At 73.3% G+C, this 24,211-nt stretch carries 16 protein-coding genes; 7 read left to right on the top strand and 9 right to left on the bottom strand.

The genetic code is table 11. The features are described from left to right. Positions 1 to 7: 7 nt before the first annotated feature. From K7G61_RS04970 to K7G61_RS04985, 4 genes are all read right to left on the bottom strand, one after another. Positions 8 to 2,728, bottom strand: a complete 2,721-nt coding sequence (locus K7G61_RS04970) for a nitrate- and nitrite sensing domain-containing protein (RefSeq protein ID WP_225845352.1) — start codon at positions 2,726 to 2,728, stop codon at positions 8 to 10. A 493-nt stretch (positions 2,729 to 3,221) separates the two neighbouring features. Further along, complete coding sequence (locus K7G61_RS04975) at positions 3,222 to 4,406, bottom strand: NAD(P)/FAD-dependent oxidoreductase (RefSeq protein ID WP_225845353.1); 1,185 nt, start codon at positions 4,404 to 4,406, stop codon at positions 3,222 to 3,224. 90 nt (positions 4,407 to 4,496) lie between these two features. Continuing rightward, complete coding sequence (locus K7G61_RS04980; protein ID WP_225845354.1) at positions 4,497 to 6,035, bottom strand: amino acid adenylation domain-containing protein; 1,539 nt, start codon at positions 6,033 to 6,035, stop codon at positions 4,497 to 4,499. Continuing rightward, positions 6,032 to 7,969, bottom strand: coding sequence for a beta-ketoacyl synthase N-terminal-like domain-containing protein (locus tag K7G61_RS04985; RefSeq protein WP_225845355.1), 1,938 nt, complete (start codon positions 7,967 to 7,969; stop codon positions 6,032 to 6,034). Before K7G61_RS04985 ends, K7G61_RS04980 begins: the two co-directional genes overlap by 4 nt. Before the next feature lie 792 nt (positions 7,970 to 8,761). Here K7G61_RS04985 and K7G61_RS04990 point away from each other — a divergent pair. Beyond that, a complete protein-coding gene (locus K7G61_RS04990) occupies positions 8,762 to 9,787 on the top strand; it encodes a GAF domain-containing protein (RefSeq protein ID WP_225845356.1) in 1,026 nt (341 codons plus the stop codon). Between the two features lie 829 nt (positions 9,788 to 10,616). On the opposite strand, the gene K7G61_RS04995 is transcribed toward K7G61_RS04990, so the two are convergent. Next, complete coding sequence (locus K7G61_RS04995) at positions 10,617 to 12,323, bottom strand: MFS transporter (protein ID WP_225845357.1); 1,707 nt, start codon at positions 12,321 to 12,323, stop codon at positions 10,617 to 10,619. Between the two features lie 677 nt (positions 12,324 to 13,000). Between K7G61_RS04995 and K7G61_RS05000 the strand changes: the two genes are divergently transcribed. Beyond that, complete coding sequence (locus tag K7G61_RS05000; protein WP_225845358.1) at positions 13,001 to 13,963, top strand: pseudouridine synthase; 963 nt, start codon at positions 13,001 to 13,003, stop codon at positions 13,961 to 13,963. Between the two features lie 93 nt (positions 13,964 to 14,056). Here the strand turns inward: K7G61_RS05000 and K7G61_RS05005 are convergent, their stop codons facing one another. Then, positions 14,057 to 14,863, bottom strand: coding sequence for a VOC family protein (locus tag K7G61_RS05005; RefSeq protein WP_225845359.1), 807 nt, complete (start codon positions 14,861 to 14,863; stop codon positions 14,057 to 14,059). 256 nt (positions 14,864 to 15,119) lie between these two features. On the opposite strand from K7G61_RS05005, the gene K7G61_RS05010 reads away from it, so the two are divergent. Next, the gene (locus K7G61_RS05010) at positions 15,120 to 15,323 is read left to right on the top strand and encodes a hypothetical protein (RefSeq protein ID WP_225845360.1); all 204 of its coding nucleotides are present in this window, start codon (positions 15,120 to 15,122) and stop codon (positions 15,321 to 15,323) included. A 67-nt stretch (positions 15,324 to 15,390) separates the two neighbouring features. On the opposite strand, the gene panD is transcribed toward K7G61_RS05010, so the two are convergent. Beyond that, complete coding sequence (gene panD / locus K7G61_RS05015; protein WP_225845361.1) at positions 15,391 to 15,813, bottom strand: aspartate 1-decarboxylase; 423 nt, start codon at positions 15,811 to 15,813, stop codon at positions 15,391 to 15,393. 106 nt (positions 15,814 to 15,919) lie between these two features. Then, entirely contained in the window at positions 15,920 to 18,034 is a 2,115-nt protein-coding gene (locus tag K7G61_RS05020; protein ID WP_225845362.1) for an FUSC family protein, read from the bottom strand. 220 nt (positions 18,035 to 18,254) lie between these two features. On the opposite strand from K7G61_RS05020, the gene K7G61_RS05025 reads away from it, so the two are divergent. From K7G61_RS05025 to K7G61_RS05035, 3 genes are all read left to right on the top strand, one after another. Continuing rightward, positions 18,255 to 18,692 carry a MarR family winged helix-turn-helix transcriptional regulator gene (locus K7G61_RS05025; protein WP_225845363.1) on the top strand — a complete coding sequence of 146 codons (438 nt, stop codon included), beginning with the start codon at positions 18,255 to 18,257 and terminating at the stop codon, positions 18,690 to 18,692. Positions 18,693 to 18,829: 137 nt separating this feature from the next. Continuing rightward, on the top strand, positions 18,830 to 19,057 hold the full coding sequence (locus tag K7G61_RS05030; RefSeq protein ID WP_374204056.1) for a heavy-metal-associated domain-containing protein: 228 nt from the start codon (positions 18,830 to 18,832) through the stop codon (positions 19,055 to 19,057). 84 nt (positions 19,058 to 19,141) lie between these two features. Continuing rightward, the gene (locus K7G61_RS05035; protein WP_225845365.1) at positions 19,142 to 20,344 is read left to right on the top strand and encodes a winged helix DNA-binding domain-containing protein; all 1,203 of its coding nucleotides are present in this window, start codon (positions 19,142 to 19,144) and stop codon (positions 20,342 to 20,344) included. A 111-nt stretch (positions 20,345 to 20,455) separates the two neighbouring features. Here K7G61_RS05035 and K7G61_RS36850 read toward each other — a convergent pair whose 3' ends face one another. After that, a complete protein-coding gene (locus K7G61_RS36850) occupies positions 20,456 to 22,624 on the bottom strand; it encodes a D-alanyl-D-alanine carboxypeptidase (RefSeq protein ID WP_225845366.1) in 2,169 nt (722 codons plus the stop codon). 698 nt (positions 22,625 to 23,322) lie between these two features. Here K7G61_RS36850 and K7G61_RS05045 point away from each other — a divergent pair. Continuing rightward, positions 23,323 to 24,024, top strand: coding sequence for a GPP34 family phosphoprotein (locus K7G61_RS05045; RefSeq protein WP_225845367.1), 702 nt, complete (start codon positions 23,323 to 23,325; stop codon positions 24,022 to 24,024). Positions 24,025 to 24,211 lie beyond the last annotated feature (187 nt).

A 24,211-nucleotide genomic window follows, 5' to 3' on the forward strand; every position in this document is an offset into this window, starting at 1 on the left:
TATTCCCTCACGGTTGATTGGCACCCGGGCCCCCCGATTCCGGTTGTCGTCCCCCCGCTTCGGGCTGGTCGGCCCGAGACGACTGGGCCCGCTGCAGCCCCTGCTGAATGGCGCTGAACGCGCGGGCAGACGCGACCGGGGAGATCAGGCCGTCGTCCCCGTCGCCGGCCGATCCGCCCTCCGCCTGTCCCGCTTCCATGCGTAGCTGTCTGGCGAGGCTCGCTCCTCTGGTCCGCTGCGGCAGTTTCGCCGGGGTGGTCAGTGGCTGGTGGGGGTCGCGGGTGGGCGCGCCGCCCCCGGCACCGCTTCCGGGGCCGCCCGCGGCCGAGGGCCGCACGGGCGCGGGCTGTCCCTGTCCCATGGCGCCCTGCGCACCCGGGTACCCGGGAACCGCCTGCGGCACTTGCACCCCTTGTGCCGCCTGCCTGCCGTACTCGGCCTGCGCCGCCGCCCCGTAGCCCTGCTGCGGCATGCCACCGACGGGTCCGCCGGCGGTGCCACCCATGGCTCCGCTGACGGCGCCACCGAGCGGCCCCGCCCCGGCGGCCTCACGACTCGGGTAGTCCTGCGGTACGGGATGCCCCTGCGCCCGCGCCCACTCGGGCGGCCCGGAGGGCGCGGCTGCGGAGGGCGGTGCCGAGGGGTCGTCCGACGCGGGGGGCAACAGGCCTGCACCTCCGTACTCGGGAAAGCCGCTGTAGTCCAGGAGACGCGTGTGGGTGACCGACTGGGGCTCGGCCGGCGCCGCCGCCGCCAGGTCGCGCACCCCGTCCGCGACCGATGCCGCGACCTGGGGGCGGGCCTCCTCCGCGGCAATGGCGCCGCCCGTCGCGGCCGAGGCCCTGAGCTGGTCCAGAACGGGTGAACCGACCTGCTCCAGCAGTTCCGAGGGCAGCAGGACGACGGCCAGGGTGCCGTAGACGGACCGGCGCAGCTCCACCTTGATCTTGTGCCGCTGGGCCAGCCGCGCGACGACGAAGTGCCCTAGGCGCGGGTCCTCGCTCAACGTGGTCATGTTGAGCTGCGGCGGGTTGGTGAACAGCTCGTTCGCCCGGTCGAGGGCCTCCGGGGCCATGCCCAGGCCGTGGTCCTCCACGTGTACGAGCAGGCCGCCGAGCGCCTTGGTCGCGCTGACGGACACGTGGGTGTCCGGCGGCGCGAAGTTCGTACCGTTCTCGATGAGCTCGGCGAGCAGGTGGGTGACGTCGGCGACGGCCCGGCCGGCCAGGCCGAGGTGCCATTCGGCCGGGAGGTTCTTCACCTTGACGCGGGTGTACTTCTCCGTCTCGGCGACCGCGCTGCGCATCACGTCGACGATGGAGACGGGCGCCGTGATGCGGGGGTTGGACGGCGCGCCGCTGAGGATCACCAGGTTCTCGGCGTGCCGCCGCAGGCGGGTGGCGAGGTGGTCGATCTGGAAGAGATCCTTCAGCAGGTCCGAGTCCTCGTGCTTGCGCTCCAGGTCGTCGAGCAGCGAGATCAGCCGGCCGATCAGCGTCTGCGTACGGCGGGTGAGCTGGGCGAAGACCTTCTCGGTGCCTTCGCGGCCCTTGGATTGCTGCACCAGGGACTCGGCGGCGACGTGGCCGAGCTGGTCGATGGCCGCGGCCAGCCGTTCCACCTCGTCGGTCGCCTGGCGCCCCTGCGGTACCAGGGCGACCGGGGCGACCTGCTCGCCGCGCTGTATTCGGGCCAGGAGCTGGGGCACCCGCACGCCGGACAACTCGTCGGCCCGGGCCTGCAGTTCCGTCAGCCGGCTCAGGATCGCCTGCTCGTCCCGCCGGCTCGCACGTCCGCGCCGTAGGGCGATCAGGACGGCGGCGGCCACGGCGGCCAGCGTGCCGGCCGTACCGAGCAGAAGGCGCACGAGCGCGTCGTCGCCGCGGCTGGAGGCGCTGTCGGCGAGGCCGCCGAGACCGTCCGCGCTCAGCCGCTGCAGATCGCCGGTGACCTGGTCCGCGGCGGTCGGCCAGGCGGCCGCCACCGAAGGCACCGACGGGCCCTGGCCGCCGGCCACCGCGTCCTCGACGCGGCCCACGGTGGTGAACTGCGCGCTGCCGGTGATCCGGCCGTACGTCGCGGCCCCGCCGCCCGGCAGGTCGCTCGCGGTCAGGCCGGTGCGCAGTTGCTGCTGGACGCCCGCGTACTCGGTGAACAGGGTGCGGGTCGCGCCGGACCACCGGTGGACGGAAAGGGCGCCGGCCATCAGGGCGTCCTCGCGCGAGAGCATCTCGGTGATCTGCTCGGCCGAGCTGACGGCCGTGCCGCCGCGCGCGAGGGTCCCGTCGTCGCTGCGTACGGCCGCGGTGAGCAGGGTGACGCCCTGGGAGATGGTGTCGGTGAAGTACTGGAAGGCTCCTGTGGCCGACAGCGCGGAGGCATCGATCGCGTTGCGGCGCTCGGGCAGGAACACCAGGGCGTTGTTCAGCGACGTGGCGGAGGCGGCGAGCGTCGAGTTCACGCCTCCGGGGTGCGAGCGGCCGCGGTAGTCCCGGACGGCGGCGTCGGTCGCGCGGCGCGCCTCGTCCAGCGCCTTGCGGTTGGCGTTCGTGCGGCTCGCCTGCCACACCGCCGTCAGGCGGCGCTCGTTCTGCAGCCCGCTCAGCACGCTCTGCGCCGGCCGCGCGACGGACGAGGTCCGGTGCGCCTCGGCGTGCAGGCGGCTCTGGGTGCCGACGAGCCCTGTCGCCGCGTATCCCCACAGCGCGCACAGGCAGGCCGCAGGCACCGCTAAGGGCAGGATCGAGGGGAATCGCTGCGATCTACGCGGTTGCGACCGATGACGTGTCCGCCCTTCGCGGGTGCCTGGCATCTGATTCCTCGTACGGCAGCGGAGCGCTGGTATCAGTAGGGGGCAGCGTCGACTGCCCGTCTTTTCTCCGGCGCGGCGACTTGACTCACCGTCATCGAAGTCTCGGCTACGGGTGACTGTATCAGGATCATGGAGAGGCGTCAGCGCATGCTTGTGGCAACTGCGCTTTGTTCCTGCGGGTGTTGCGGAGGTGGCTGCCAGTGCGGTACCGGACCGTCAGCGCCCCCTGGCGGCGGTTCCCGCGCCGCCGTGCGTACGCCTTCCGTGCCGCCGTACGCACCCGTCCGGACCGCGCGCCGGTCGGCATCTTGGCTGCTCTCGGGTCGGCATCCTGGTTGCGAGGCCCGGGTCGGCATCCTGGTTGCGCCCTGGCCCGCATCCCGTGCCGCGCCCCGACCTTCCCCCGGCCTCACAGCAGGGAGAGCAGCTTGGGCGTGTAGAGGGAGCTGGCGGTTCCGATGCCGGCGACCATGTCGAAGTAGATCGAGGTGAGTTCGGCGTCCGACTGGACCGCCCGCAACAGGGAGAGCCGCTGCTCGTGAGGGGTCAGCCGGGCGACCGCCAGGGTGGATTCGTATCCCGGCTTCAACGCCCGGTCGCGTTCGTCGGCGAACTCCTTGAGCGCCGAGTCGAGTTGCTCCGGGTCGTCGCCTATGCGGCCGCCGAGGAGGCGCACCAAGGTCTCGGCCTGGAGGAAGGCGTCGCTTATGCCGCGGGCGGTGATCGAGTCCTTGTGGTGCCCCGCGTCCCCCACCAGGGCCCAGCCGGGCCCGGCCGCCTGGCGGAAGTAGTTCCGCTGGTCGCCGGTGCCGCGTAGGCGCTCGGCCGGTTCCTTGCCGCCGAGGCGCTCGTACAGGGCGGGAGCGGTGGCCATGATCCGCTTCAGGTGGGCACCATAGGCGTCGCGCCGTATCTCCTCGAAGTCGGGCTGCGGGAAGTACGTGAGGACCAGCGTCAGACCGTCGTTGGTCGGCACGGCGGCGGTCCAGCTCCCGGGCCCCTCGTACAGTTCCAGGCCGGCCGGCACGTCCTCCCAGTACGTGTAGTACGCGCAGGTCAGCCGCGGATCCTCGACGGTGTACGGCGCCTGGACCAGGCGGGCGACCGTGGAGCGCATGCCGTCGGCGCCGATCACCAAGTGCGCCCGTTCGGTGAAGGCGCGGTTCCGGTGTGTGCCCTCGACGCCTATGACGCGGCCGGTGTCGTCGCGCAGCAGGCCGGTGACGGCGCACCGGTCGCGGAACTCCACGCCGGCCGCCACGGCCGCGTCCGCCAGGATGGGGTCCAGGACGTGGCGCCTGGGGGCGAACCCGGCGCGCTGGCCCTCCACGCCGCGCGCGCAGCCCTCCAGGCGGATGTCGGCTGTCTCGTAGCGCACCCGGTCCAGGGGCGGGCACCCGGAGGCGCGCACCCGTTCCAGGAGCCCCCAGCGGGCGAGAGCGGCGACGCCGGGCTGGTGGATGAGGTGGGTGGACAGGGTGTCGGTGCCCTGGGGTGCCTTGTCGAGCATGAGCACCCGGTATCCGGCGCGGGCCAGGAGCATGGCGGCGGGCGCTCCCGCGCACCGCGCGCCGATCACTATGGCGTCGAACATGTGGCGTTGCCTCACAACAGGCGTCTCGGGGTGGGTTTGCGGGGGGAACGGGCGGGCGGGCACGGTGCGGACGCCGTGGCCGACCGCGGTTCAGCCGGCGTATCCGAGGTGTTTGAGCAGGGCCGGGCGGTCGATCTTGCCGTTGGTGTTGAGCGGCAACTGGTCGAGGACGGTGATCCTGCGGGGGCGCATGTATGGCGGCAGCCGGTCGGCCAGGGCGGCGTACAGCCCATCGGGCTCGCAGCCGGGGCCGGTGACCGCGGCCTCGACCTCCTGCTCGCCGTCGGAGGTCGCCACGGTGACGACGATCGCCTCGCGCACCCCGGGCTGCCGCCGCAGCGCGGCCTCGATCTCGCCGAGTTCGACCCGGTGTCCGCGCAGTTTGACCTGGTGGTCGGTCCTGCCCAGGTGGACCAGGACGCCGTCGAGCACGGCGACCCGGTCGCCGGTCCTGTACCAGTGCCGGTCGGTCACCGGCCCCTCGTCGGTGGGCCGCTGGTCCGGCGTCAGGAACCGTCCGGCGTTGTTCGCGGCGTCCTGGTAGCCGGGGAACCGCAGCGGGCCGCGCACGCACAGTTCGCCGACGTCCGCGGGCGCACCCGCGTCGTCCAGCAGCACGAAGTCCATCCCGGGATGACAGGCGCCGATCGGCGCGGTGCCGTTCGGCGTCTCCGGCCAGGCGGCCGGGTCGTCCGGGAGGCGGTACGCGGTGCAGGAGATGGTGAGCTCCGTCGGCCCGTACAGGACCTCCATGCGGCTGCCGGCGGCGGCCGCCCGCCATTCCCGCGCGGCGGCCAGCGTGAGCGGCTCGCCGCCGAAGACGCTCCACCGCAGGGTCGGCATGGCGCCCGGGCGCAGCGTGCCGAGCCGGGAGGCGAAGGAGATCAGCGACGGTACGGAGAACCAGTGCGTCAGCCGCAGGTTGTTGACCGCGTGGACCGGGGAGAGCAACTGGGCGCGGGTGGGCACCACAAGTGTGGCGCCGCCGGCCCAGGCGACGAAGAGGTCGTGCACGGACCCGTCGAAGGTCAGCTCGAAGGTCTGGGACATGCGGCTGCCGGGCCCGATGTCGTACCGGGGGGCCAGACGGCCGATGTAGGCGGAGATGTTGCGGTGCGGGATGGGCACTCCCTTGGGGGTGCCGGTGGATCCCGAGGTGAAGATGACGTACGCGATGTCGTCCGGGCCGGCGGGCCCGAACGGCAGGTCGGGCACCGGCTCCCCGGCCAGGGCGGCGCGCTCCTCGGGGCCGACCGCGAGCACGGGCACCCCGAGGTCCGCGCCGGCCCCGGGCGTGTCGGTCAGGACCAGGTCAAGACCGGCCGAGGCGGCGATGGCGGACGTGCGCGCCGGCGGATGGTCGGGGTTCAGCGGTACGACGGTGGCGCCGGCCCGCAGGATCGCCAGATAGCCGGCGTAGGCCGTCACCGAGCGGCCGGCCAGCAGCCCGACGGTACGCGGCGGGGCGCCGCCGGCGGCGTCGGCCAGGCGGCCGGCGAGCCGCTCGGCGAGGTCGCGCAGCTCGCCGTAGGACAGGTGCTCCCCGCCGACCTCCAGCGCGGTGACGTCGTAGCCGTACGCGGCGGCCGAGCGGGCGAACCAGTCGTATGCAGTCTGCGGGGCGTTCACAGGGCCGCGGCCTCCAGCGCCTGGGTCCACTGGCGCAGCTCGCCGACCGTGCGCAACTGCCCGAACTCCTCCGGGTCGACGTCCCGGCTGGTGGTCTTGGCGAGTTCGACCAGGATCCGCAGCCTGGCCAGCGAGTCGATGCCGATCTCGGTGAGCGTCGAACTGTCGTCGAAGCCGGTGCGCGCGTGCTCGCGCAGCATCCACTCCGCCAGGTCGCCGCCGGCCTGGTGTTCCTCGCCGGGCCAGTAGCGCTTGGTCTGCCAGGGGTAGCGGGGAAGGGGCACGAAGCGGCCGGGCTCGCCGTACGTCGTCTCCCAGTCGGGGTCCCGGCCCTCGTAGTAGCCGCGGGCGGCCGGGGGCAGCGGCAGGGAGCCCCACTCCGTGAAGGCGGTCAGAGCGGCCGCCAGTTCCTCGTGGTCGGCGCCCTCGACGGCCAGCCGGTGGTCGTGGTGCTGGCGGCGGGTGGTGGCGGAGAAGCAGATGTCCCGCAGCGCGTACCCGGCGCCCTCGCCGCCGGGGCGGAGGTAGGCGGCGTACGCGCGGGCCAGCGCCCGCAGGGCCGCGGGTCCACGCGCGGAGAGTGGCAGCAGGTACGGGACACCGGTCGGCGCCGCGGACGCCGGCGCCGGGCGGTCGGCCTGGCGGACCACGACGTGGGCGTTGAGGGCGGAGGACCCCTGCGCGCACACCCCGGCGAGGGCCGGCCGCCCCCGCTCGGGCAGTTCGTGGAGGGTACGGGGCACCACCAGCGGCAACCGGTCCCAGTCGACCTGGGGGTTGGGGGTGGCCAGGTGGAGGCTGGCGGGGACCTGGCCGTGTTCCAGGCAGAGCACCGTCTTGATCAGCCCGGCGAGCCCGCCGGCCGCCTCGGCGTGACCGATGTTGGTCTTGACCGAGCCGACGAGCAGCGGCCGGTCGTGGGGGCGTCCCGCGCCGAGCACCGTGCCGAGCGCGGACAGTTCCAGCGGGTCGAGCGCCGGGGAGCCGGAGCCGTGCGCCTCCACGTAGTCGACGTCCGCGGGGCTCACGCCGGCGTCCTCGTAGGCCCATCGCAGGACTTCGAGCTGCCCTTCCAGGGACGGGTTGAGGACGGTGTCGCTGGTGCGGCCGTCGTTGCCGATCGCGCTGCCCTGGATGACGGCCCGGATGCGGTCGCCGTCGGCGAGGGCGTCGGAGAGCCGTTTGAGGACGACGACGGCCACCGCGTCGCTGGGGGCGTGGCCGTCGGCCTTGGCGTCGCCGAACTTGCTGCGGCCGTCGCCCGACATGCTGCCGGCCTGGGACATCACGACGCCCTCGTCGGGGCGCAGGGTGATGTTCACGCCCGCGGCCAGCGCCACCGGGCACTCGCGGACCCGCAGGCTCTGCACGGCCTGGTGGACGGCCACGAGGGAGGCGGAGCAGGCCGTGTCCACCAGGACGCTCGGCCCGCGGAAGTCGAAGGCGTGGGACACCCGGGCGGGCAGCAGGGAGCGGAAGTTGTTCAGTTGCGCCGCGGTCGCGTTCTCCAGGCCCTGGCGCAAGGCCAGTTCGAGGTAGTCGGCGCGGGCGTTGCCGACGAAGACGCCGGTGCGGCTGCCGGCGAGCAGGTCGGGGCGCTGGCCGGCGTCCTCCAGCGCCTCCCAGGCGGTCATCATCAGCAGCCTCTGCTGCGGGTCCAGTTCCATCGCCTCGGTGGCCGACATCCCGAAGAACTCGGCGTCGAAGTCGGCGACGCCGCCCAGGTAGCCCGCCCGGCGGCTGGCGATCCTGCCCGGGCCCGGGACGTCGGAGTGCAGCGCGTCGACGTCATAGCGTTCACGAGGCGTCTCGGTGGTGGCGTCCACGCCGTCCCGCAGGAGGGTCCACAGGTCGTCGACGCCCGGGGCACCGGGCAATCGGCAGGCCATACCGACCACTGCTACAGACCGTTCGTCCACGTCCGACCTGATCACGGGATAGCTCCTTAGATGCTTCACCACTGTGCTTACGCGATGGCGTAGTTGACCTTGCCGCATGGCTCGGGAGCGGCGACAGGGGGCCCGGCTGTCGGCCGTCCGCCCCCTGTGTGCCGGCCGGCCCGCGGATACGGGGGCCGGCCGGCACACAGGGGGCGGAGGGGCAGGGCTCGGGTGCGGGCGGTGCCCGCCCGGGGGTACCGCGGCGGCCCCGTGATCCGCCGGGCCGGTTCCCCCGGGTGAACGCCTCGCCCGACCGCGCAGGTCGGCGCTCGCCTCATGTGAGCGTGGGACGCGGGTGCGGCGCGGGCCCCGCTCTTGCCACCCACCGGCTCTCCTTCTGAACAACTTCGGACAACACAACGGAACGTCGGGCAACACGACAGGCGGTGGCATCCTCCCCCGGTACGCGACTGTTCGTGCCCGCCGCGTCACGGGATGCCAGGACACAGGCCGGTCGAGACCGCCGCTGATGTGTTCGAAGCGGACGCCGCGGCATCGAATTCCGGCCCACCGCATGATTGTCGTACGCATAGTCGCGGGTGCTCGATTCCCGCTCAAGGAATGGCCTGAAGTGATCGCCGCATGGTGAAACCTGCAGATATTTGGACAGACTCTGATGTTGAGCCCTGATGAGTTGCCGTCCGCAAGCAAACGGTCTCAAACGAACGCGAGTTGAGCACTCTCCGTATCGAAGCTGTCGCTCATGAGGCGAGTGGGGGCAAACGATACGGACAAATACCGGAGGGGCGCTCCGCCGGGCCCGGGATTCTGATTTGATCTGATCTCATGACTGACTCGTCCTCCGAACAAGCCCGGATCGCGGGCAAGCAACGGAAGCTGCGGCTGCAGGTGCTCGGCCTCGACTCCGCCGACGCGGAGGCCACGTTCGACCGCATCGCCCAGCTCGCCGCGCGGTTCACCCAGTCTCCCCTGGCCATGGTCAACTTCCACAACGACCAGCGGCAGATGTTCCGCGGCATGTACGTCCCGCCGGCGCCCTCGGAGGACGGTACGAGCGGTGAGAGCACCGGGATCGTCTTCGACCTGAGCAACGTCACCCGCGAGGCGCCCATCGACTACGGCTTCTGCCCCCACGTGGTGGCCCAGGGATCGCAGCTCGCGCTGGACGACGTCTTCGACTACCCGCGCTTCCGCGGCAACCCCCTGGTCAGCGACATGGGCGTCCGCTCGTACCTGGGCACGCCGCTGGTGGACAACAGGGGCCTGATCCTCGGCACCGTGTGCGTCGCCGACACCAAGCCCCGCACCTGGGACCGCGAGCTGCGCGAGGGCATGAAGGAGCTCGCCGAGACGCTGCTGGCGGAGTTCAAGCTGCGCGACAGCCTCCTCGCCCAGCAGCAGGAGCTGTTCGCGGTGTTCGACGGAGCACCCTTCCCGATCATGCTCACCCAGGGCGCCGACCACCTGCTGCGCTACGCCAACCGCGCGCAGGGCGAGGCCTTCGGCAAGGTCAACCAGTTCAGCCCCGGCCGGCTCGTGCTGCCCGCCTTGGACGCGATCGGCCTCTTCCGCACCATGGACCAGGCGTTCCACACCGGACACCCCATCCCGCTGGCCGCGACGGTCGCGACGTACGACCGCCCGTACCCGCAGGACTTCGACTTCCTGTGCACCCCCGTGCGGACGTCTCCCGAGTCGGCCATCAGCGGCGTGCTGACGGTGGCGATGAACCCCTCGGCGCACGGCTACCACAGCTCCGAGCAGCAGGCGTTCGCGCAGAACGTCCAGCAGCAGTTCGAGCAGCTCGGCACGGGCGCCCTGCCCGGGTCGGTGGCGCAGTACCCGCGCTGAGTCCTCCCGCGACGGTCGCCGCCCGGCGGCCGCGTGGGGCGCCTCGTAGGTTGTACGGGGTCGGTTGTAAGGGGGCCGGGGCGCGGCCGGTTGTACGGGGGCGGGGCGCGTGAGCCGGTTCTGCGCCGGGTGGGCACACGGGCGGGCGGGTGGCGTCGTGGCCGTGCGACGGTCGGCGCCCGCCGCCGGGCGGGGCTCGGCCCGGACAGGGGGGCGTGCGTCGGCGACCAGCGATTCCAGCCGGTAGTCACGGCCCAGCGCGTCCGGGCTTTGCCATAACGCGGATCGTGCGGACCCGGGCGAATGTCGCCATGCCGCCGGGGCGAAAGATTCACGCCATTTTTCGGGCCGCTCGGGCGTGCCGAGGGAGGCGGTGGATCACGTCGAAAGGGAATCACAAGGCCGAACACGCCTCCTGCGACAGGCACGTTTTCAGCCGCTCCAACAGCCTCGGACGTACTGCGGGGGGGCGGGGCGCCGGGGCACGGGGTGCCGGGGCCGGTTGTCGGCGCGCCGGGGGCGGCGGCGGGCGGCGGGCGGCGGGCGGCGGGCGGCGGGCGGCGGGCGGCGGGCGGCGGGCGGCGGGCGGCGGGCGGCCAGGATGCCGGCGTCCTGACGCGGTCGACGCCTATGTCGCTGGCGGCGCCCTATGCCGTCAGCGTCCTATGCCGTCAGCGCCCTATGTCACCGGCGTCCTTGTCGTCGGCCTCCTACTCGTCGCCGTCCTATGCTGCGGGCCCATAGGCGGCCCGCCTCCTATGCGGCGGGGCGTCAGGCTACGCCGTACAGCCGTCGCGGCTCCGTTCGGGACGGCCCGGATGATCGGCCGTCAGCCAGACGGCTCCGGGGGCCTGTCGTCCCGACGCGCCGTATCGGCCGGGCCGGCCCCGTCGGCCGCACGTCTCGTACCGGGGTTGCGTGCGTCCGTGCCCCTGGCACCCGCGTCCCGGCCGGGGCCGCCGCCCGAGCCGCTCGCCTCCCGGCCCCCGCCCCCATCGCCGTGCCCGTCACCGTCCTCCTCCTGTGCCGAGGGACTTCTCGGCAGGGCCAGCAGGGCGAACAGCGCCGCGGCGGCCGCGACCGCGGCGGCCGTCATCAGGCCGAGGTCCATGCCGCTCACGAAGGCACTACGCGCGGCCCGGGCCAAAGCGGCGGCCGCGGGCGGCCGCAGATGGGCCGCGACGCCCAGCGCGCCGCCGAGGGACTCGGTCACGGCGTGGTGGATCGCGGCGGGCAGGTGCAGAGGGCTCAGGGAGGCGGTGAGCCGACCCGTGTAGCGGGTGGACAGCAGACTGCCGACCACTGCCACCCCGAGGGCGCCGCCGACCTGCAGAAACGTTCCGTTGGTAGCTGATCCCACCCCGGTGTGCTCGCGCGGCACCGAACCCATGACCGACCCGGTCGCCGCGGGCAGCACGAGACCGGTACCGACACCGATCAGGACCAGGCCGGCCAGCGTGTCCCCGTAGGTGGCCGCGGTCGAGACGCGCGAGATCGCGTACAGCCCGCCGGCGATCGAGGCCAGCCCCGCGGTGGCCGTGACCTTGGTGCCGAGGACACGGACGAGGACTGCGGAGAAGGGGGCGCACACGGCGATGGCGCCCGCCGTCGGCAGCAACCGCACGCCGGCCTGCAACGGGGTGTAACCGAGGTCGAACTGCAGGAACTGCGTCAGGACGAACATCCCGCCGAACAGCCCGAACGCCGTGGGCGCCACCGAGCACACCGCCGCCGAGAAGCTGCGCCTGCGGAAGAAGGAGAGGCGCAGCATAGGGTGCGAGGTCGTCCGTTCCCATACCAGGAAGGCGACCAGTACGGCTAGGCCGGCGCAGCCGACGCCGAGCACCCGCCCCGAGCCCCAGCCGTGCACGGGCGCCTCGATGATCGCCCACAGCACCGCGCCGAGACCGGTGATGGACAGCAGGCCGCCCAGGACGTCGGGGCGACTGGCACGCGGGTTGCGGGAGTTGGGAACCAGTGCGAGCGCCGCCAGCAGCCCGGCGGCGGCGATCGGCAGGTTGATCAGGAACACCGATCCCCACCAGAAGTGGTCGAGCAGCAGACCGCCGATGATCGGCCCGAGCGCGATGCCCAGCCCGCTGGTCGCCGACCAGACGCCGATCGCCTTCTGCCGGTCGCCCAGGTCGGGGAACATGTCGGTGATGATGGCCAGCGTCGACGGCATGATCATCGCGCCCCCGACGCCCATTCCCGCCCGCGCCGCGATCAACACACCGACCGAACCGGAGAAGGCCGCCCAGGTGGACCCGCCGGCGAACACCACAAGGCCCGCGAGGAAGGTCCACTTGCGCCCGATCCGGTCGGCCAGGCTCCCGGCGACCAGCAGCAGACCGCCGAAGACGAGCGCGTAGGAGTCGACGACCCACTGCAGGTTGTTGGTACTGGCGTTGAGATCGCGGACGAGCGTCGGCAGCGCGACGTTCAGGACCGTGTTGTCCAGGCTGACGATCAGCAGCGACACGCAAAGGACGGCCAGGGCGGCCCACGGCCTGCTGGGCCGGCGCGCCGTCCGCACGGCCCGGGCATCAGCCGAGGGGGGTCGCGTGGTGACGCCCATGGGTCACGCCGTCCTCTCGAAGGGGCGGAAGAGGAGAGGCGTCGGCGTGGCCCGCTCGCCCTCGGGGCAGGGCCGAACCAGGCCGCGGAAGCCGGCCGTGATGGACCGGCGGGGCGCGCGCCGGGCCGACCCGGTCGCCGCCGAACGCCGGCGCGGCTCCTCCGCCTCGTCGCGCGGCTGTTCCCGCGGCGCGGCCGCGGGTGAGTGGCGGCCGAGGCGGCCGGCCCGGTCCGGCGGCGGCTCGACGGCCGCGTCGAGGGGGGAGCCTTCGGGGGGCGGCTCGACGAGCGGAGCCGGACAAGCCTTCCCTCGGAGTCGGACGGCGGTGACGCTCACGGCGACCTCCCGGCAGGTGGGCGGTTCGGTCCGGGCCAGCCCCTCGCCTACCCGGGCCACCGGCCCTCACGCCAGGGCGGCGCGCGATGCCCGCTCCCGCACGGCGACGCGGCGAGCGGCGGTGGGCATCGGTGAACGCAGGAGGTCGACGTCATGAGGTAAACGCAACGAGGTCGACGTATGAGGTGAACGCACGACCGGTGGCGCACCGCCCGGGTACGCCCGCGCCCTCACGTAGCCTGAGGCCACGGCCGTAAGAGGATGCCTGGTGGACGCGGTGGAAATGAGGTGAGGGCACGGTGGCGCGTAGGCCCGGCCCGAAAGCGCCGCCCTCACCGCTCGGACAGCGCTCCGGGGTGGACCCCGTACGCGTCCGGCTGCCCGGTGACGGCATGTGGCCGAGCATTCGAGCCTTCCTCCTGGCGCGATACGGCGACGCTCTCGGCGCGGCACGTCTCGACGCCATGCTCGCGCAGGGGCGGTTCGTCGCCGAGCGCGGCCCGGTCGCCGCGGAAAGCCCCTACGTCCCCGGCTCCTGGCTCTGGTTCCACCGGGACTTCAGGCCCGAGCCCGAGGTCCCGTTCCCGCTCGGCGTCGTGTACCGGGACGAGCGGATCGTCGTCGCCGACAAGCCGCACTTCCTGGCCACCACTCCGCGCGGCAGCCACGTCACGGAGACGGCGCTGGCCAGGCTGCGGCGCGACCTCGGCCTGCCGTCGCTGTCGCCCGCCCACCGGCTGGACCGGCTGACCGCGGGCCTGGCCCTGTTCGTCGTACGCCCCGAGTTCCGCGGCGCCTACCAGACCCTCTTCCGCGACCGCCGGGTCCGCAAGGAGTACGAAGGGGTCGCGCCCTACGACCCGGCGGTGAACCTGCCGCGCACGGTACGCAGCCGCGTGGTGAAGGATCGCGGCAGCCTGGCGGCCCGGGAGGAGCCCGGCCCGCCCAACGCGGTCAGCCGCGTCGAACTGCTGGCGCACCGCGGCGGCTTGGGCCGCTATCGCCTGCTGCCCGCGACCGGCCGCACCCACCAGCTGCGGGTCCACATGAACGCCCTCGGGCTGCCGCTGCTGAACGACCCCTTGTACCCGGAGGTGCTTCCCGAACCCGCCGCCGAGGACTTCTCCCGCCCGCTGCAGCTTCTCGCCCGCGCCCTGGAGTTCACCGACCCGGTGACGGGCCGGGCGGTGCGCTTCGAGAGCGGACTCGAACTGTCGGCCTGGGTGGCGCCGCCGGACGCCGGCGGGGCCCTGGCACCGTAGGACCCGGGCCGCGCGGTGATCAGGCGCCGCGAACGTCGGGCCACGCGCGCCGCCGCGGTCAAGCCCTCGGTGAGCCACTGGCTCGGCGCTCGGTCAGGCCATGGACTCCTCCGGTGTCAGGACGGCGAAGAACGCTCCCTCCGGGTCACGCAGCAGGGCTATTCGCCCCACCCCTTCCAGGTCGGTGCCGGGCATGAGCACGCCGGCGCCCCTCTCGGCCGCTTTGGCGACGGCCGCGTCGACATCGGAGGACGCGAAGTACGGCTGCCAGTAGCTCGTGCCTTCCGGAAGCATGTCGCGGCCGAGCTGCATGATGCCGCCGTGCGAACCCTCCTGACCGCCGCCTGCCCGGGAGATCACGGTGTAGGTGCCGCCCGGACCGCCGTCCGGGCCGGCGGGCAGCGGGATGTCCTCGATGTCCCAGCCGAAGACGGTGGTGTAGAACCGCTTCGCCCGAGCGGCGTCCGTCGTGTACAGCTCGGTCCAGCACAGGGCGCCGGCTCCGACCCGGTCCAGTCCCCTGTTGGTGCCGGGCTGCCATATCGCGAACTCCGCGCCGTCCGGATCGGTGTAGCCGGCGAGCCGGCCCTGGTCGGCGACGTCCATCGGCGGGAAACGGACAGTGCCGCCGGCTTGTTCGACGGTCTTGGTGGTGGCGTCGGCGTCGTCCGACGCGAAGTACACGGACCAGGCAGGCCGCGCGGTCTCCTCCAAAAGCGGGCCGAGCGCGGCAACCGTCTGGCCGGCGAGCTGGAACATGCCGTAACCGCCGGAGTCCGGGCCCGCGGACCGGAACTCCCAGCCGAACAGCGCCCGGTAGAAGGCGGCCGCCGTCGCGGTGTCGCGGCTGCCCAGGTCCACCCAGTTCGGGGCGCCGGGGACGTAGTCGTTGGTGAGCATCGTGCCGTCCTCCGTCAGCTATGGGGTTTCGCCGGATCTTCCGGGATTTCGGTCGACGTGTCCTCTCTCACATTCAGCATGGCAGCCGCCACTGACAACCGCCGTTCGCGGCGGATCCGCCGCAGGTCAGGGCTGGTTCGGAGGTCGTACAAGGGTCTGCGAGGCCCGATCACGGAGTCGCCTTGGGTGGCCGGCCGGGCACGCTCGGTCGCAATCCGGTTCGGGATTGTCGGTGGGTCGGTCTAGGCTGATTTCCATGTACGGGGGAAGTCTCGATCAGGCGAACGCCGCCCTGCGCGCGTATGTGCGGGAGCACGGCGACCGGCCGTGGACGGCCGAAGAGCTCGCGGAGCTGGCGCGGCTGCGCGCCGAGTGGACCGCGGCCGCGCGTGGCGTTCGCGTGCAGATACGCCCGGCGACCGGTCCGGTCGGCGGGGCCGCGGTGGTGACCGCGGCGTAGCCGGAGGACCGGCCGCGCCAAGGCGTGCCTGATCGGCGTGGATGGTCGCAGCTGATCGCAGGTGGTCTCAGACGCGCGCGGCCGCGTGCGGGGGCCGTACCGTGTCCGTGCCGGGGGCGGGCTCCGCGGCGTCGTCACCCAAGGCCACGATCCGGTTGGCGGCGTCGACATGAACGACGGCGGGCAGCAGCGTGCGGGCCTCCGCGTCGTCCACCTGCGCGTAGCTGATGAGGATGACCAGGTCGCCGGGGTGGACCAGGTGGGCGGCGGCGCCGTTGATGCCGATCACGCCGGAACCGCGTTCGCCCTCGATGACATAGGTCTCCAGGCGCGCGCCATTGGTGATGTCGACGATGTGGACCAGTTCGCCAGGCAGCAGGTCGGCGGCGTCCATGAGGTCGCGGTCGACGGTCACGGAGCCCACGTAGTGCAGATCGGCCTGGGTCACGGTGGCCCGGTGGATCTTGGACTTGAACATGGTGCGCAGCACGGTGCAGCCCTTCCGGTGAGCAGGTCGCGTCCCTGCCGGGTACGCGCCGACGCCCTCCAGGGTAGGGCCCGCCCGGAAGCGAGGTGCGCCCGGAGTGCGGAAGATCTCAGCCGGCGGTGGCCGTCGGCGCGGCGGAAGCGGGGGAGGAAGTGGTCGGTACGGGGACGGGTGGCGCTGGAAGGCGCTCGTAGAGGTCGGCCAGACAGGAGTTGAGCCTGGCCAGGTACGGCGGCGCGATGCGGGCCGGCCGGGGCGGGGTGGCGTCCGGCCGGTGGCCGAGGCGGCGCCGCACCTGCCCGACATTGAGCGCGGTCAGACCCAAGTGGTCGCGCACGGTGGCGAGTTCGTCGGCTTCTTTGCCGGCCAGGGCGCGGGCGGCGTGCGCGCAGGCGGCCAGGGCGTCGGCCCAGTCGGCGGCGTGGGCTGCGGCCGGCGCGGGCCCGGGATGCGGGGCGGGCAGGACGGGGAGGACCGGTGCCTGTGGGCCTGGCGGCAGTGCCGGCCGCGGGGCCGGCACTGCTTCCGGCAGGTGGCTCGGGCGGGCCGCCGAGGAGGCGGCGCCACGAGCGGTCCCGCTCCGGGCGGGACGCGGGGAACTGGGGAAACGGATCGAGGAGGTGCGGGTGGTTCGGCTGCGGATGAGCTTCAGACAGCGGTGGGCGCGGGCCGGGGCGGCGGCTTCGGCCAGGTCGCGGGTCGCGCGGTCCAGGGCCCGGGCCAGTCGGTGGACGGCGGCCGGTTCGGGCTGGGGCTCGCGGGCGGCGCCGACGAGGTCCTGGAGCACGTGCAGGGCGCCGGCGGCGCGAGCCCGCATCACGGTCTCCGTGCGCAGCGGCAGCACGAAGCAGGCTGCGGCGATCCCGCAGGCGGAGCCGAGCAGGATGCCCTCAGGGCGCTGAATCAGGAGGGCGGAGCCGGTTTCGCCGTCCAGTGTGTAGAGGACAGCGAGGAGGCTTGTGACGCAGAAGGCCCAGATCGCGTAGTTGAGCTCGCGCAGCCAGAGGCCGGCCAGGAGATAACCGAAGATGACGGTGACGGCGAGGACAGGTGCGCCCGCCACGAGGTGGGCGACCAGTGTGCCGGTCAGCGCCCCGGTGACGGCCCCGCACACCCGCAGGCCGCTGCGGTGCACCACGTCGCCCCTGCTCCGGGCGGCGCCGCACACCACGAACGCGGTGATCACCGTCCAGGTCCAGCGTTGGTGGAAGGCCACGTGACCGACCGCGAAGGCGGCACCCATGGCGGCGGCCAACTGCAGGGACAGCCGCGCCTGGGGTTGGGGGTTCCGCCACCCGCCGGGCCTGCGATGAGGCGCGGGCGCGGCCTTGGCGGCGGCTTCCCGGGCACGAAGGGCCCGAAGCGCTCGCGCCCTTCGCCGCACCTCGTCGAGGGCCGCGTCCAGCGCCGCGTCCCGGGGGTCGCGGGAGACCCGGGAGTCGCGGGAGACCCGGGGCTCGTCGGAGGGGGCGCGGACGGAGGCGCTGTGAGGGGAGGTGGCGAGGACCTCCGCGCGCAGAAGGGCCGTCGACAGGGCGGCCAGGGGCGCGCGGTCGGGCAGGAGGGCGGCGTCGAGGCGGTCCTCGGTGACGAGGGCGACGTGGTGGAGGGTGCGTTCCACGCGGGTATGGCGGCGGGTGCCCGGCGGGAGGGTCCGCAGGTGGTGGGCGGTGCGCACGAAGTCCTCGGCGGCGCGGGCGGCCTGGCGGGCGGGATCGGCCGGGAGGAGGGTCTGGACGGCGACCACGCACGCGACGGCGATCAGGCCGGCCAGACCACCCCAGAACGGCCCGGTGGCCTTGGCCGCGCTGGGCGGGATGGGGACGACCATGACCGAGATGAGGGGGGTGAGGGCGAGGCGGCCGAGATGGCGTACGGTCCCGCCGAAGCGCATGACGTAGCGCGAGGCCCAGACGGCGGCCACATAGAGGGCGGCGCCGAGCCAGGCGTGGCTGACCATGAAGCGGCCGGTGAAGGCGGCGAGGATGCCGATCACGGGCACTGAGGCGAGCGCGGAGAGCCGGTGCGCGAGGCTGGTCCCGTGCAGGGAGCGCGAAACCATGACGGCGACGACGGTCGCGATCACCGTCATGCCGCCGGGCAGATGGGCGGCGTGAGCGACCTTCCCGGCGACCAGGAGGGCGGCCACGGCGGCGATGATCGTACGTATGGCCTCCCACAGCCTCACCCGCCCGGGGTCGAGCGCGCGCAGCAAACTCGGCATTCCTGTCCCCCTCGCCGGGCCCAAGGGCCCCCGTTCGGCCATGTCACCCTCCGCGGGCCCGGCGCCGCCCGGTCGGCGGTCTGTGACCCTGCGGCGCTCCGGTCACCCGCAATCCGTACGCCTTGCGTACGACCTGTACCCACGATTGTCCCGCAGTTGCCGAATCAGCTGCCGAAGAACCGCCTCAGAATAGTACGCCTTGCTTAAGAAATGGGCCGCCATGTTTCCTCCTCCGCCCCTCGATGACGCCGCCGTGGTGCGGCGCGCGGTGAACCGGCTGGGCCGCCGCATGCGCGCCGAGCGACTGCCGGACGGGCTGCCGACCGGCAAGCTGGCCGCGCTGGCTCACCTGTACAGGTCGGGGCCGGGCACCGCGCGAGCGATGGCGGCCGCCCTGCACGTACAGCCGCAGTCGCTGACCAGGACGCTCGCCGCGCTTGAGGAGGAGGGGCTGGTGACGCGGGTGCGGGACACGGAGGACGGACGGCAGTACCTGATCGAGCTGACATGGCGCGGTTTCGAGGCGATGGCCCGCGACGTGGACCACCGGGACGCGTGGCTGCGCCGGCGGATGGCCACGGAGCTCAACGACACCGAGCGGGAAGTGCTGCGGCTGGCCGCCGGATTGCTGGACCGCCTGGCGGCGGACGAAGAGTGAGGAGTGATGACACAGCCGGGGGTCGATCCCTCCCCATACCCCTAGGGGGTATAAGCTGGTGATCGGTGGACGGAAGACCGTCCCTTCACACGCGCGGGTGACAAGCGGAAGCACGTGCGACGTCCCTTCGCGCACCCATGAAGGAGCAGGAAATGAGCGAGACCGTCTACTCCGTCTCGGGTATGAGCTGCGGCCACTGCGAGTCGGCCGTCACCAAGGAGGTCACGGCGATCCCCGGGGTCACGTCCGTGACCGCCGAGGCGCAGACCGGACTGGTGACCGTCGCCTCCGAGGGACCGCTGGACGACGAGGCGGTGCGCGCGGCGGTGGACGAGGCCGGTTACGAACTCGTCGGCCGCGCCTGACGCCTTGGCGCCCCGCCGCACGGGCGGCCAAGCCCGCCGTCCGCCGCCATGGAACCCGGTGATCCGGATGGGGTCCAATGGAGTATGAGCGGAGCGGAGCGGCGGATCAGCCGTAAGGAACGGATCGCACGGATCGCGGCGCGGCACTTTCTGGCCGAGGGGCGCCTGGCGGACACCGCGGACGAGGTGGCGGGTCGGCTGGTCGCGCTCCACGCCACCGACCCGGCGAGCGTGTACCTGTCGGTCGCGGCAAGGCTGCGGGAGCCGCGGACGGCGTTCGAGGGTCTGGACGAGGCCCTGTATGGCGAACAGCCCACGTTGACGCGGATGCTGGCGATGCGGCGCACGATGTTCGTCCTCACCCGGCAGACGGCACCCGCCGCCTATGCGGCGGCCGGCCGCCACATCGCGGCGCGCGAGCGCAAGGGGCTGCTGACGTTCCTCGCCGAGGGCGGCGGCTGGGACGAGCGGTGGCTCGCCGAGGTGGAGACCGAGGTCGAGGAGGCACTGGCGCGGCACGGGGAGGCCGGCGGGGTCCGGCTGGGCCAACTGGTGCCAAGGCTGCGCGAGAAGGTCGTGGTGGCGCGCGGCAAGCCGTACGAGGCCACGCAGCATGTGGCGAGCCGGATCATCCGCACGATGGCCGCCGAGGGCAGGATCGAGCGGCGCAGGCCCGCGGGGTCGTGGACGAGCAGTCAGTTCCGGTGGGCGAAGGCGCGGCCGCTGCCGCCGGTGCCCGTGGACGAGGCGCGGGCCGAGGTGGTCGGGTCGTGGCTGGCGGCCTACGGTCCCGGGACCGAGGCCGACGTCAAGTGGTGGACCGGATGGTCACTGGGAGAGGTCCGCAAGGCCCTCGCGGCGGTCGGCGCCGAACCGGTGGCCCTGGACGAGGGACCCGGCTGGGTCCTGCCCGGCGACCTCGCCACGGACGGGGCGATACCCGCGTCAATGGATGCGGATGCGCGACCCGCGGCCAGGCTGCTGCCCGCCCTCGATCCGACGCCTATGGGGTGGCAGAACCGGGAATGGTTCCTGCCCGGTCCGCACCGGGCCGCTCTCTTCGACCGCACGGGCAATGTGGGGCCGACGGTCTGGTGGGGCGGCGAGGTGATCGGCGGCTGGGCACAGCGCGCGGACGGCACCGTCGTCTGGCGCCAGTTGACCGACCGCGGCAAGGAGGCGGCCGACGCCGTCGACGAGCGGGCCGCCCACCTGACCGGCCTGCTGGGCGAGGTGCGGATCACCCCGCGCTTCCGTACCCCGCTGGAACGCGAGTTGTCGGCGTGAAGAAGGAGCGGGAAGGCGACGGGGTGAAAAGTGAGGGGGCGGCCCGCGCGAGCGCGCGGACCGCCCCCTCACTCCCTGGTCGCCCGTGACCGAGCGGGCCGGGCAGGACCGTCAGCCCAGCCGGGTCAGCTTCTTCCCGAACGATGGTTGGTGCAGGTCGCCCTGCAGGACCACGGGGACCGAGGTCTTGGCGGAGCCCGAACCGAAGGCGACCGTGCCGACCTGGGTGCCGGATGCGGCGCTGTGCGGGACTCCGGCGGACCCGGCGGTAAGGCTCAGGGTGGTCTTCATGCCCGGCCAGCCGATCGCCACGAGATCCTTGGCAGCGGCCACCGGCGTGCGCCCGCCCAGACCGTCGTCCACATAGCCGACGACTTGGCCCTTCTTCACTATCGTCGCCTGGGTCAGGCCGCCCTGGATGGCGTCGATCATCTTCTGGCTGTTGGCCAGCGCCAGGTCGAGCATGGCGGAGGGGGTGGTGCGGCCGCCGCGCTGCTGCAGCACGACGCCCAGGATGAGCTGCTGCTTGCCGTTTATCGTCCGGTGCGCGGCCCACATCAAGGCGCCGCCGGCCGGGGTGCTGGAACCGGTCTTGACGCCGACGACGCCCAAGTGCACCAGGTCGTTGTTGTTGTTGTAGATGACGCCGACGCCGGGGATGTTGATGTTCGGCAGGGCGACGACCGACCGGAAGACGTCGTTCTTCATCACCTCACGGGCCAGTTTGAGCTGGTCGACGGCGGTGCTGACAGTGGTCTCCTCGAAGCCGCTGGCACCCGTATAGGTGGTGTGGGTCATCCCGAGGGCGGCCGCCTCCGCGCGCATCTTGGCGACGAACGCCTCCTGGGTTCCGGCGTCCCAGCGGGCCAGCAGCCGCGCGATGTTGTTGCCGGACGGGATGAGCAGCAGCTGCAGCATCTGGCGTTCGGTGAACCGCTGCCCGGCCTGCACATGGGCGGTGGACTCGTCGGTCGACGCCGACTCCCTGGCCGCCGTGGCGTCGACGGTGATCGTCGGGCCGTTCTCCTTCCCCGCCAGCGGATGGTCACGGAGGATCACGTACGCCGTCATCACCTTGGTCACGCTGGCGATCGGTACGGGCGTCTGGGCGCCGCGCACGCCGAGCGAGCCGAGCCCCTCGACCTCCGCGACCGACTGGCCCTCGCTCGGCCAGGGCAGCGAGGCGGGCAGCGGCGTGCCGGCGAAGGTGTACGTAGGGGCCGCGGTCAGCTTCAGCCCGGGGGACGGCAGCGGGCGCAGCGCCTGCACCACCACGAAAGCGACGGCCAGCAGGGCGACGAGCGGCGTCCAGATCTTGAACCGCCGCATGATGCTGCGCAGCAGGGTCTGCGGCGGGGGCGGGGTATTGGTCAGCTCCGCCAGCAGCTTGAGCGGGTCCCTGGGCTCCTGGCCGGACGTCGGCTCCGGCGGCATCGGCAGGTCGAGGGTGCCTTCGGGCCCGATCGCCCCGCCCCCGGCCGCGTCCGCGGGCTTCACCGGGGGTACGGGACCGGGCGGAGCTGCGGGCGGCAGTGGCGCCGGGGCGGCCCCGGACGGCGCCTGGGAGGGCGTACGCGCTCGCACGGGCGTGCCCGGCGTCCCGAAGGCCACCTGGGCCCGCGGGCCCGCCGCACCGCCGCCGGAGGCCCCCTGGGGCCGCACCGGCAGGTCCGACACGAGCGGTTTGAGGACGCGCGTGGAAGCGGATGTGGAAGCGGAGGCGGGGCCGGCCACCGCGCCGTCCGCGCCGTCGGTTCCGTCCGCGCCGTGTCCGCCGTCCGTACGGCCTTCGGCGTTGATGCGATCTTCAGCGCCGGCCGCGGTGTCTTTCGCCGCGCCCTTGGAGTCCGCCCCGGCTTCGGGGTCCGCGCCAGCCTCGCGGTCCCCACCAGCCTCGCGGTCCGCACCGGTCTCGCGGTCCGCACCGGCCGCGGCACTTGCGGCCACGTCCTTCGCGGCGCCCTTGCCGTCGGAAGCGCCCTTGCCGCCCGCGGCGCCGTTCGCCTGCGCCTTGCCGCCCGCGGCGCCCTCGCGGGTGCCGTCCTCGTTCTCGTCGCCGTCCTTCGTCGCGCCGCCCTTGCGCGGCCTTCCTTCTCCCTCGTCCGCGATCGTGCCGTGCGGCGTGGCGTCCTCCGGCGCCGCGGGCTGCCCGCTCCCGGCGCCGGCGATCTCACCCGGCGGGCCGCCCGCCGTTCGAGCGCCGCGTTCCGCCACCGGAGTGCGCTCCGGCGCGTCAGGAACCGGATCGGAAGCCGCGTCCGTGGAAACCCCGTCTGCCACACTCGCCACACTGCCACCAGAGGACACCGCTGCCCCACTCTGCGGATCACGATTCGATTCCGCTTTCACGGGCCCGGGGGCCTCGGCACGGGGGGAGGGAGAGGTCACCGAGGGGGTGCCGGGCGCAGCCGGGGTGGTTCGGGCGTCTACCGGCGGTACGTCATCCGCCGTATTCGCCGCCGCGGAGGGGGCGGACGCCTGAGCGGAGTGGAGGCGCGCGCCGGACCCGTTCACCTCCGCCTTCCCGGGGGCGCGCCTCGGCGCGGCGGCACCGGGCGACGCCGGGCGACGCTCGCGTACGTCTCCCGTCGCACGCGCCTCACGCGTCTCACCAGGCGTCCGGAACACCGCCAGCCTCGGGTCGGGGGCGACCTTGTCGGCCGGCTCCCCCGACGTTCCCTGCCGCTGCTCCCTGCCGGGGGACTCGCCCGCCACGCAGACCTCCTTCTGGTTTCGCACACATCGTCACAGGTCGTACACGCATAGTGAGGGGCGTGAGTGCGCTGGCGCTCCCAGCCGTCCGGACCGACACCCGCAAGTGTCCCGCGACGGGCCCGCGGCCCGTCGACTGCGACACCCCGCCCACCCCGTAGACGAGAACGACATACCAGCCGGTTCCCGCCGATAAGGCGAAGGCGCTCTCGACAGGCCGGTGTGAGAGGCGTCACCCTGTCATTCATCCACGCGGGGAGGCATGGATGGGCAAGAGCCGCAGAACAATTCCGGAAGAGCTGTTGCTGCTCGCCCTGGACCCGACGACCGGGACCACGGCGCAGCCGCAGTCGCTCGACCTCGGCCTCGCCGGGGCACAGCTCGTCGAGCTGGCCCTGGCCGGACGGATAGCCCCTGACGGGGATCGTATCGCCGTGGTGCACCCACGGCCGACTGGAGATCCGACCCTGGACTCCGCGCTCGAACTGCTGCGACGCCGTGGCAGTCCGGTCCGCGCCGTCCACTGGATCGGCGGGCCCCGGCTGGGGCTGCGCCAGACGTATCTCGCGCACCTGGAGCGGTGCGGCATGGTGCACGCCGTGCCGGGTCAGATGTGCGGGGTGCTGCCGACCACTCGTTACCAGGCGACCGACAGCGCGGTCAGCCGGGAGATAAGGGCCCGGCTCGACAGCGCGATCCGCACCGGCGTGCCGCCGGACCCGCGGACCGCCGCGCTCGCCGCGCTCGCTCACTCGGTGGGGCTCGGCAAGCACCTGTACCCGGGCAACGAGGGCCGGTCCTCGCGATCGCGCCTGCGCGACCTGATCAGGTACGACCCGATGGGCGGCCTCGTGGCGCACGCGGTGATGGATGTACAGAACGGGGTGGCGGCGCAGCCGAAACGGCCGCCGGCCCAGGCGCAGCGTACGGCGGGCCACAGCACGATGGCCCGGGCCGGCGCCCGCTGAGCGACGCGACCCGCAACCAACCGCGACCGCGACGGCGACATCGGCGGCACACGGCCGCAACCGCGGCCACTGCCGCGATGCCGGCAGCGGGCAGCGGAGAGCGTCAACGGACACAGCGCCGAAGGACAGCACCAGCGGACGGCACCAAGCGTGCCATCCGGCACGTCAGCACCGCGTAAGGCCGGGT

Origin of the sequence: Streptomyces sp. HPF1205, from assembly GCF_020400825.1 — a bacterium.
Classification (GTDB): Bacteria; Actinomycetota; Actinomycetes; order Streptomycetales; family Streptomycetaceae; genus Actinacidiphila.

Bases quoted from the DNA above. Each gene is read 5' to 3' on its own strand.
- K7G61_RS04975 (WP_225845353.1), bottom strand. From the start codon at position 4,406: ATGTTCGACGCCATAGTGATCGGCGCGCGGTGCGCGGGAGCGCCCGCC.
- K7G61_RS04990 (WP_225845356.1), top strand. From the start codon at position 8,762: ATGACTGACTCGTCCTCCGAACAAGCCCGGATCGCGGGCAAGCAACGG.
- K7G61_RS05005 (WP_225845359.1), bottom strand. From the start codon at position 14,863: ATGCTCACCAACGACTACGTCCCCGGCGCCCCGAACTGGGTGGACCTG.
- K7G61_RS05010 (WP_225845360.1), top strand. From the start codon at position 15,120: ATGTACGGGGGAAGTCTCGATCAGGCGAACGCCGCCCTGCGCGCGTAT.
- K7G61_RS05020 (WP_225845362.1), bottom strand. From the start codon at position 18,034: ATGCCGAGTTTGCTGCGCGCGCTCGACCCCGGGCGGGTGAGGCTGTGG.
- K7G61_RS05025 (WP_225845363.1), top strand. From the start codon at position 18,255: ATGTTTCCTCCTCCGCCCCTCGATGACGCCGCCGTGGTGCGGCGCGCG.
- K7G61_RS05030 (WP_374204056.1), top strand. From the start codon at position 18,830: ATGAAGGAGCAGGAAATGAGCGAGACCGTCTACTCCGTCTCGGGTATG.
- K7G61_RS05035 (WP_225845365.1), top strand. From the start codon at position 19,142: ATGAGCGGAGCGGAGCGGCGGATCAGCCGTAAGGAACGGATCGCACGG.
- K7G61_RS05045 (WP_225845367.1), top strand. From the start codon at position 23,323: ATGGGCAAGAGCCGCAGAACAATTCCGGAAGAGCTGTTGCTGCTCGCC.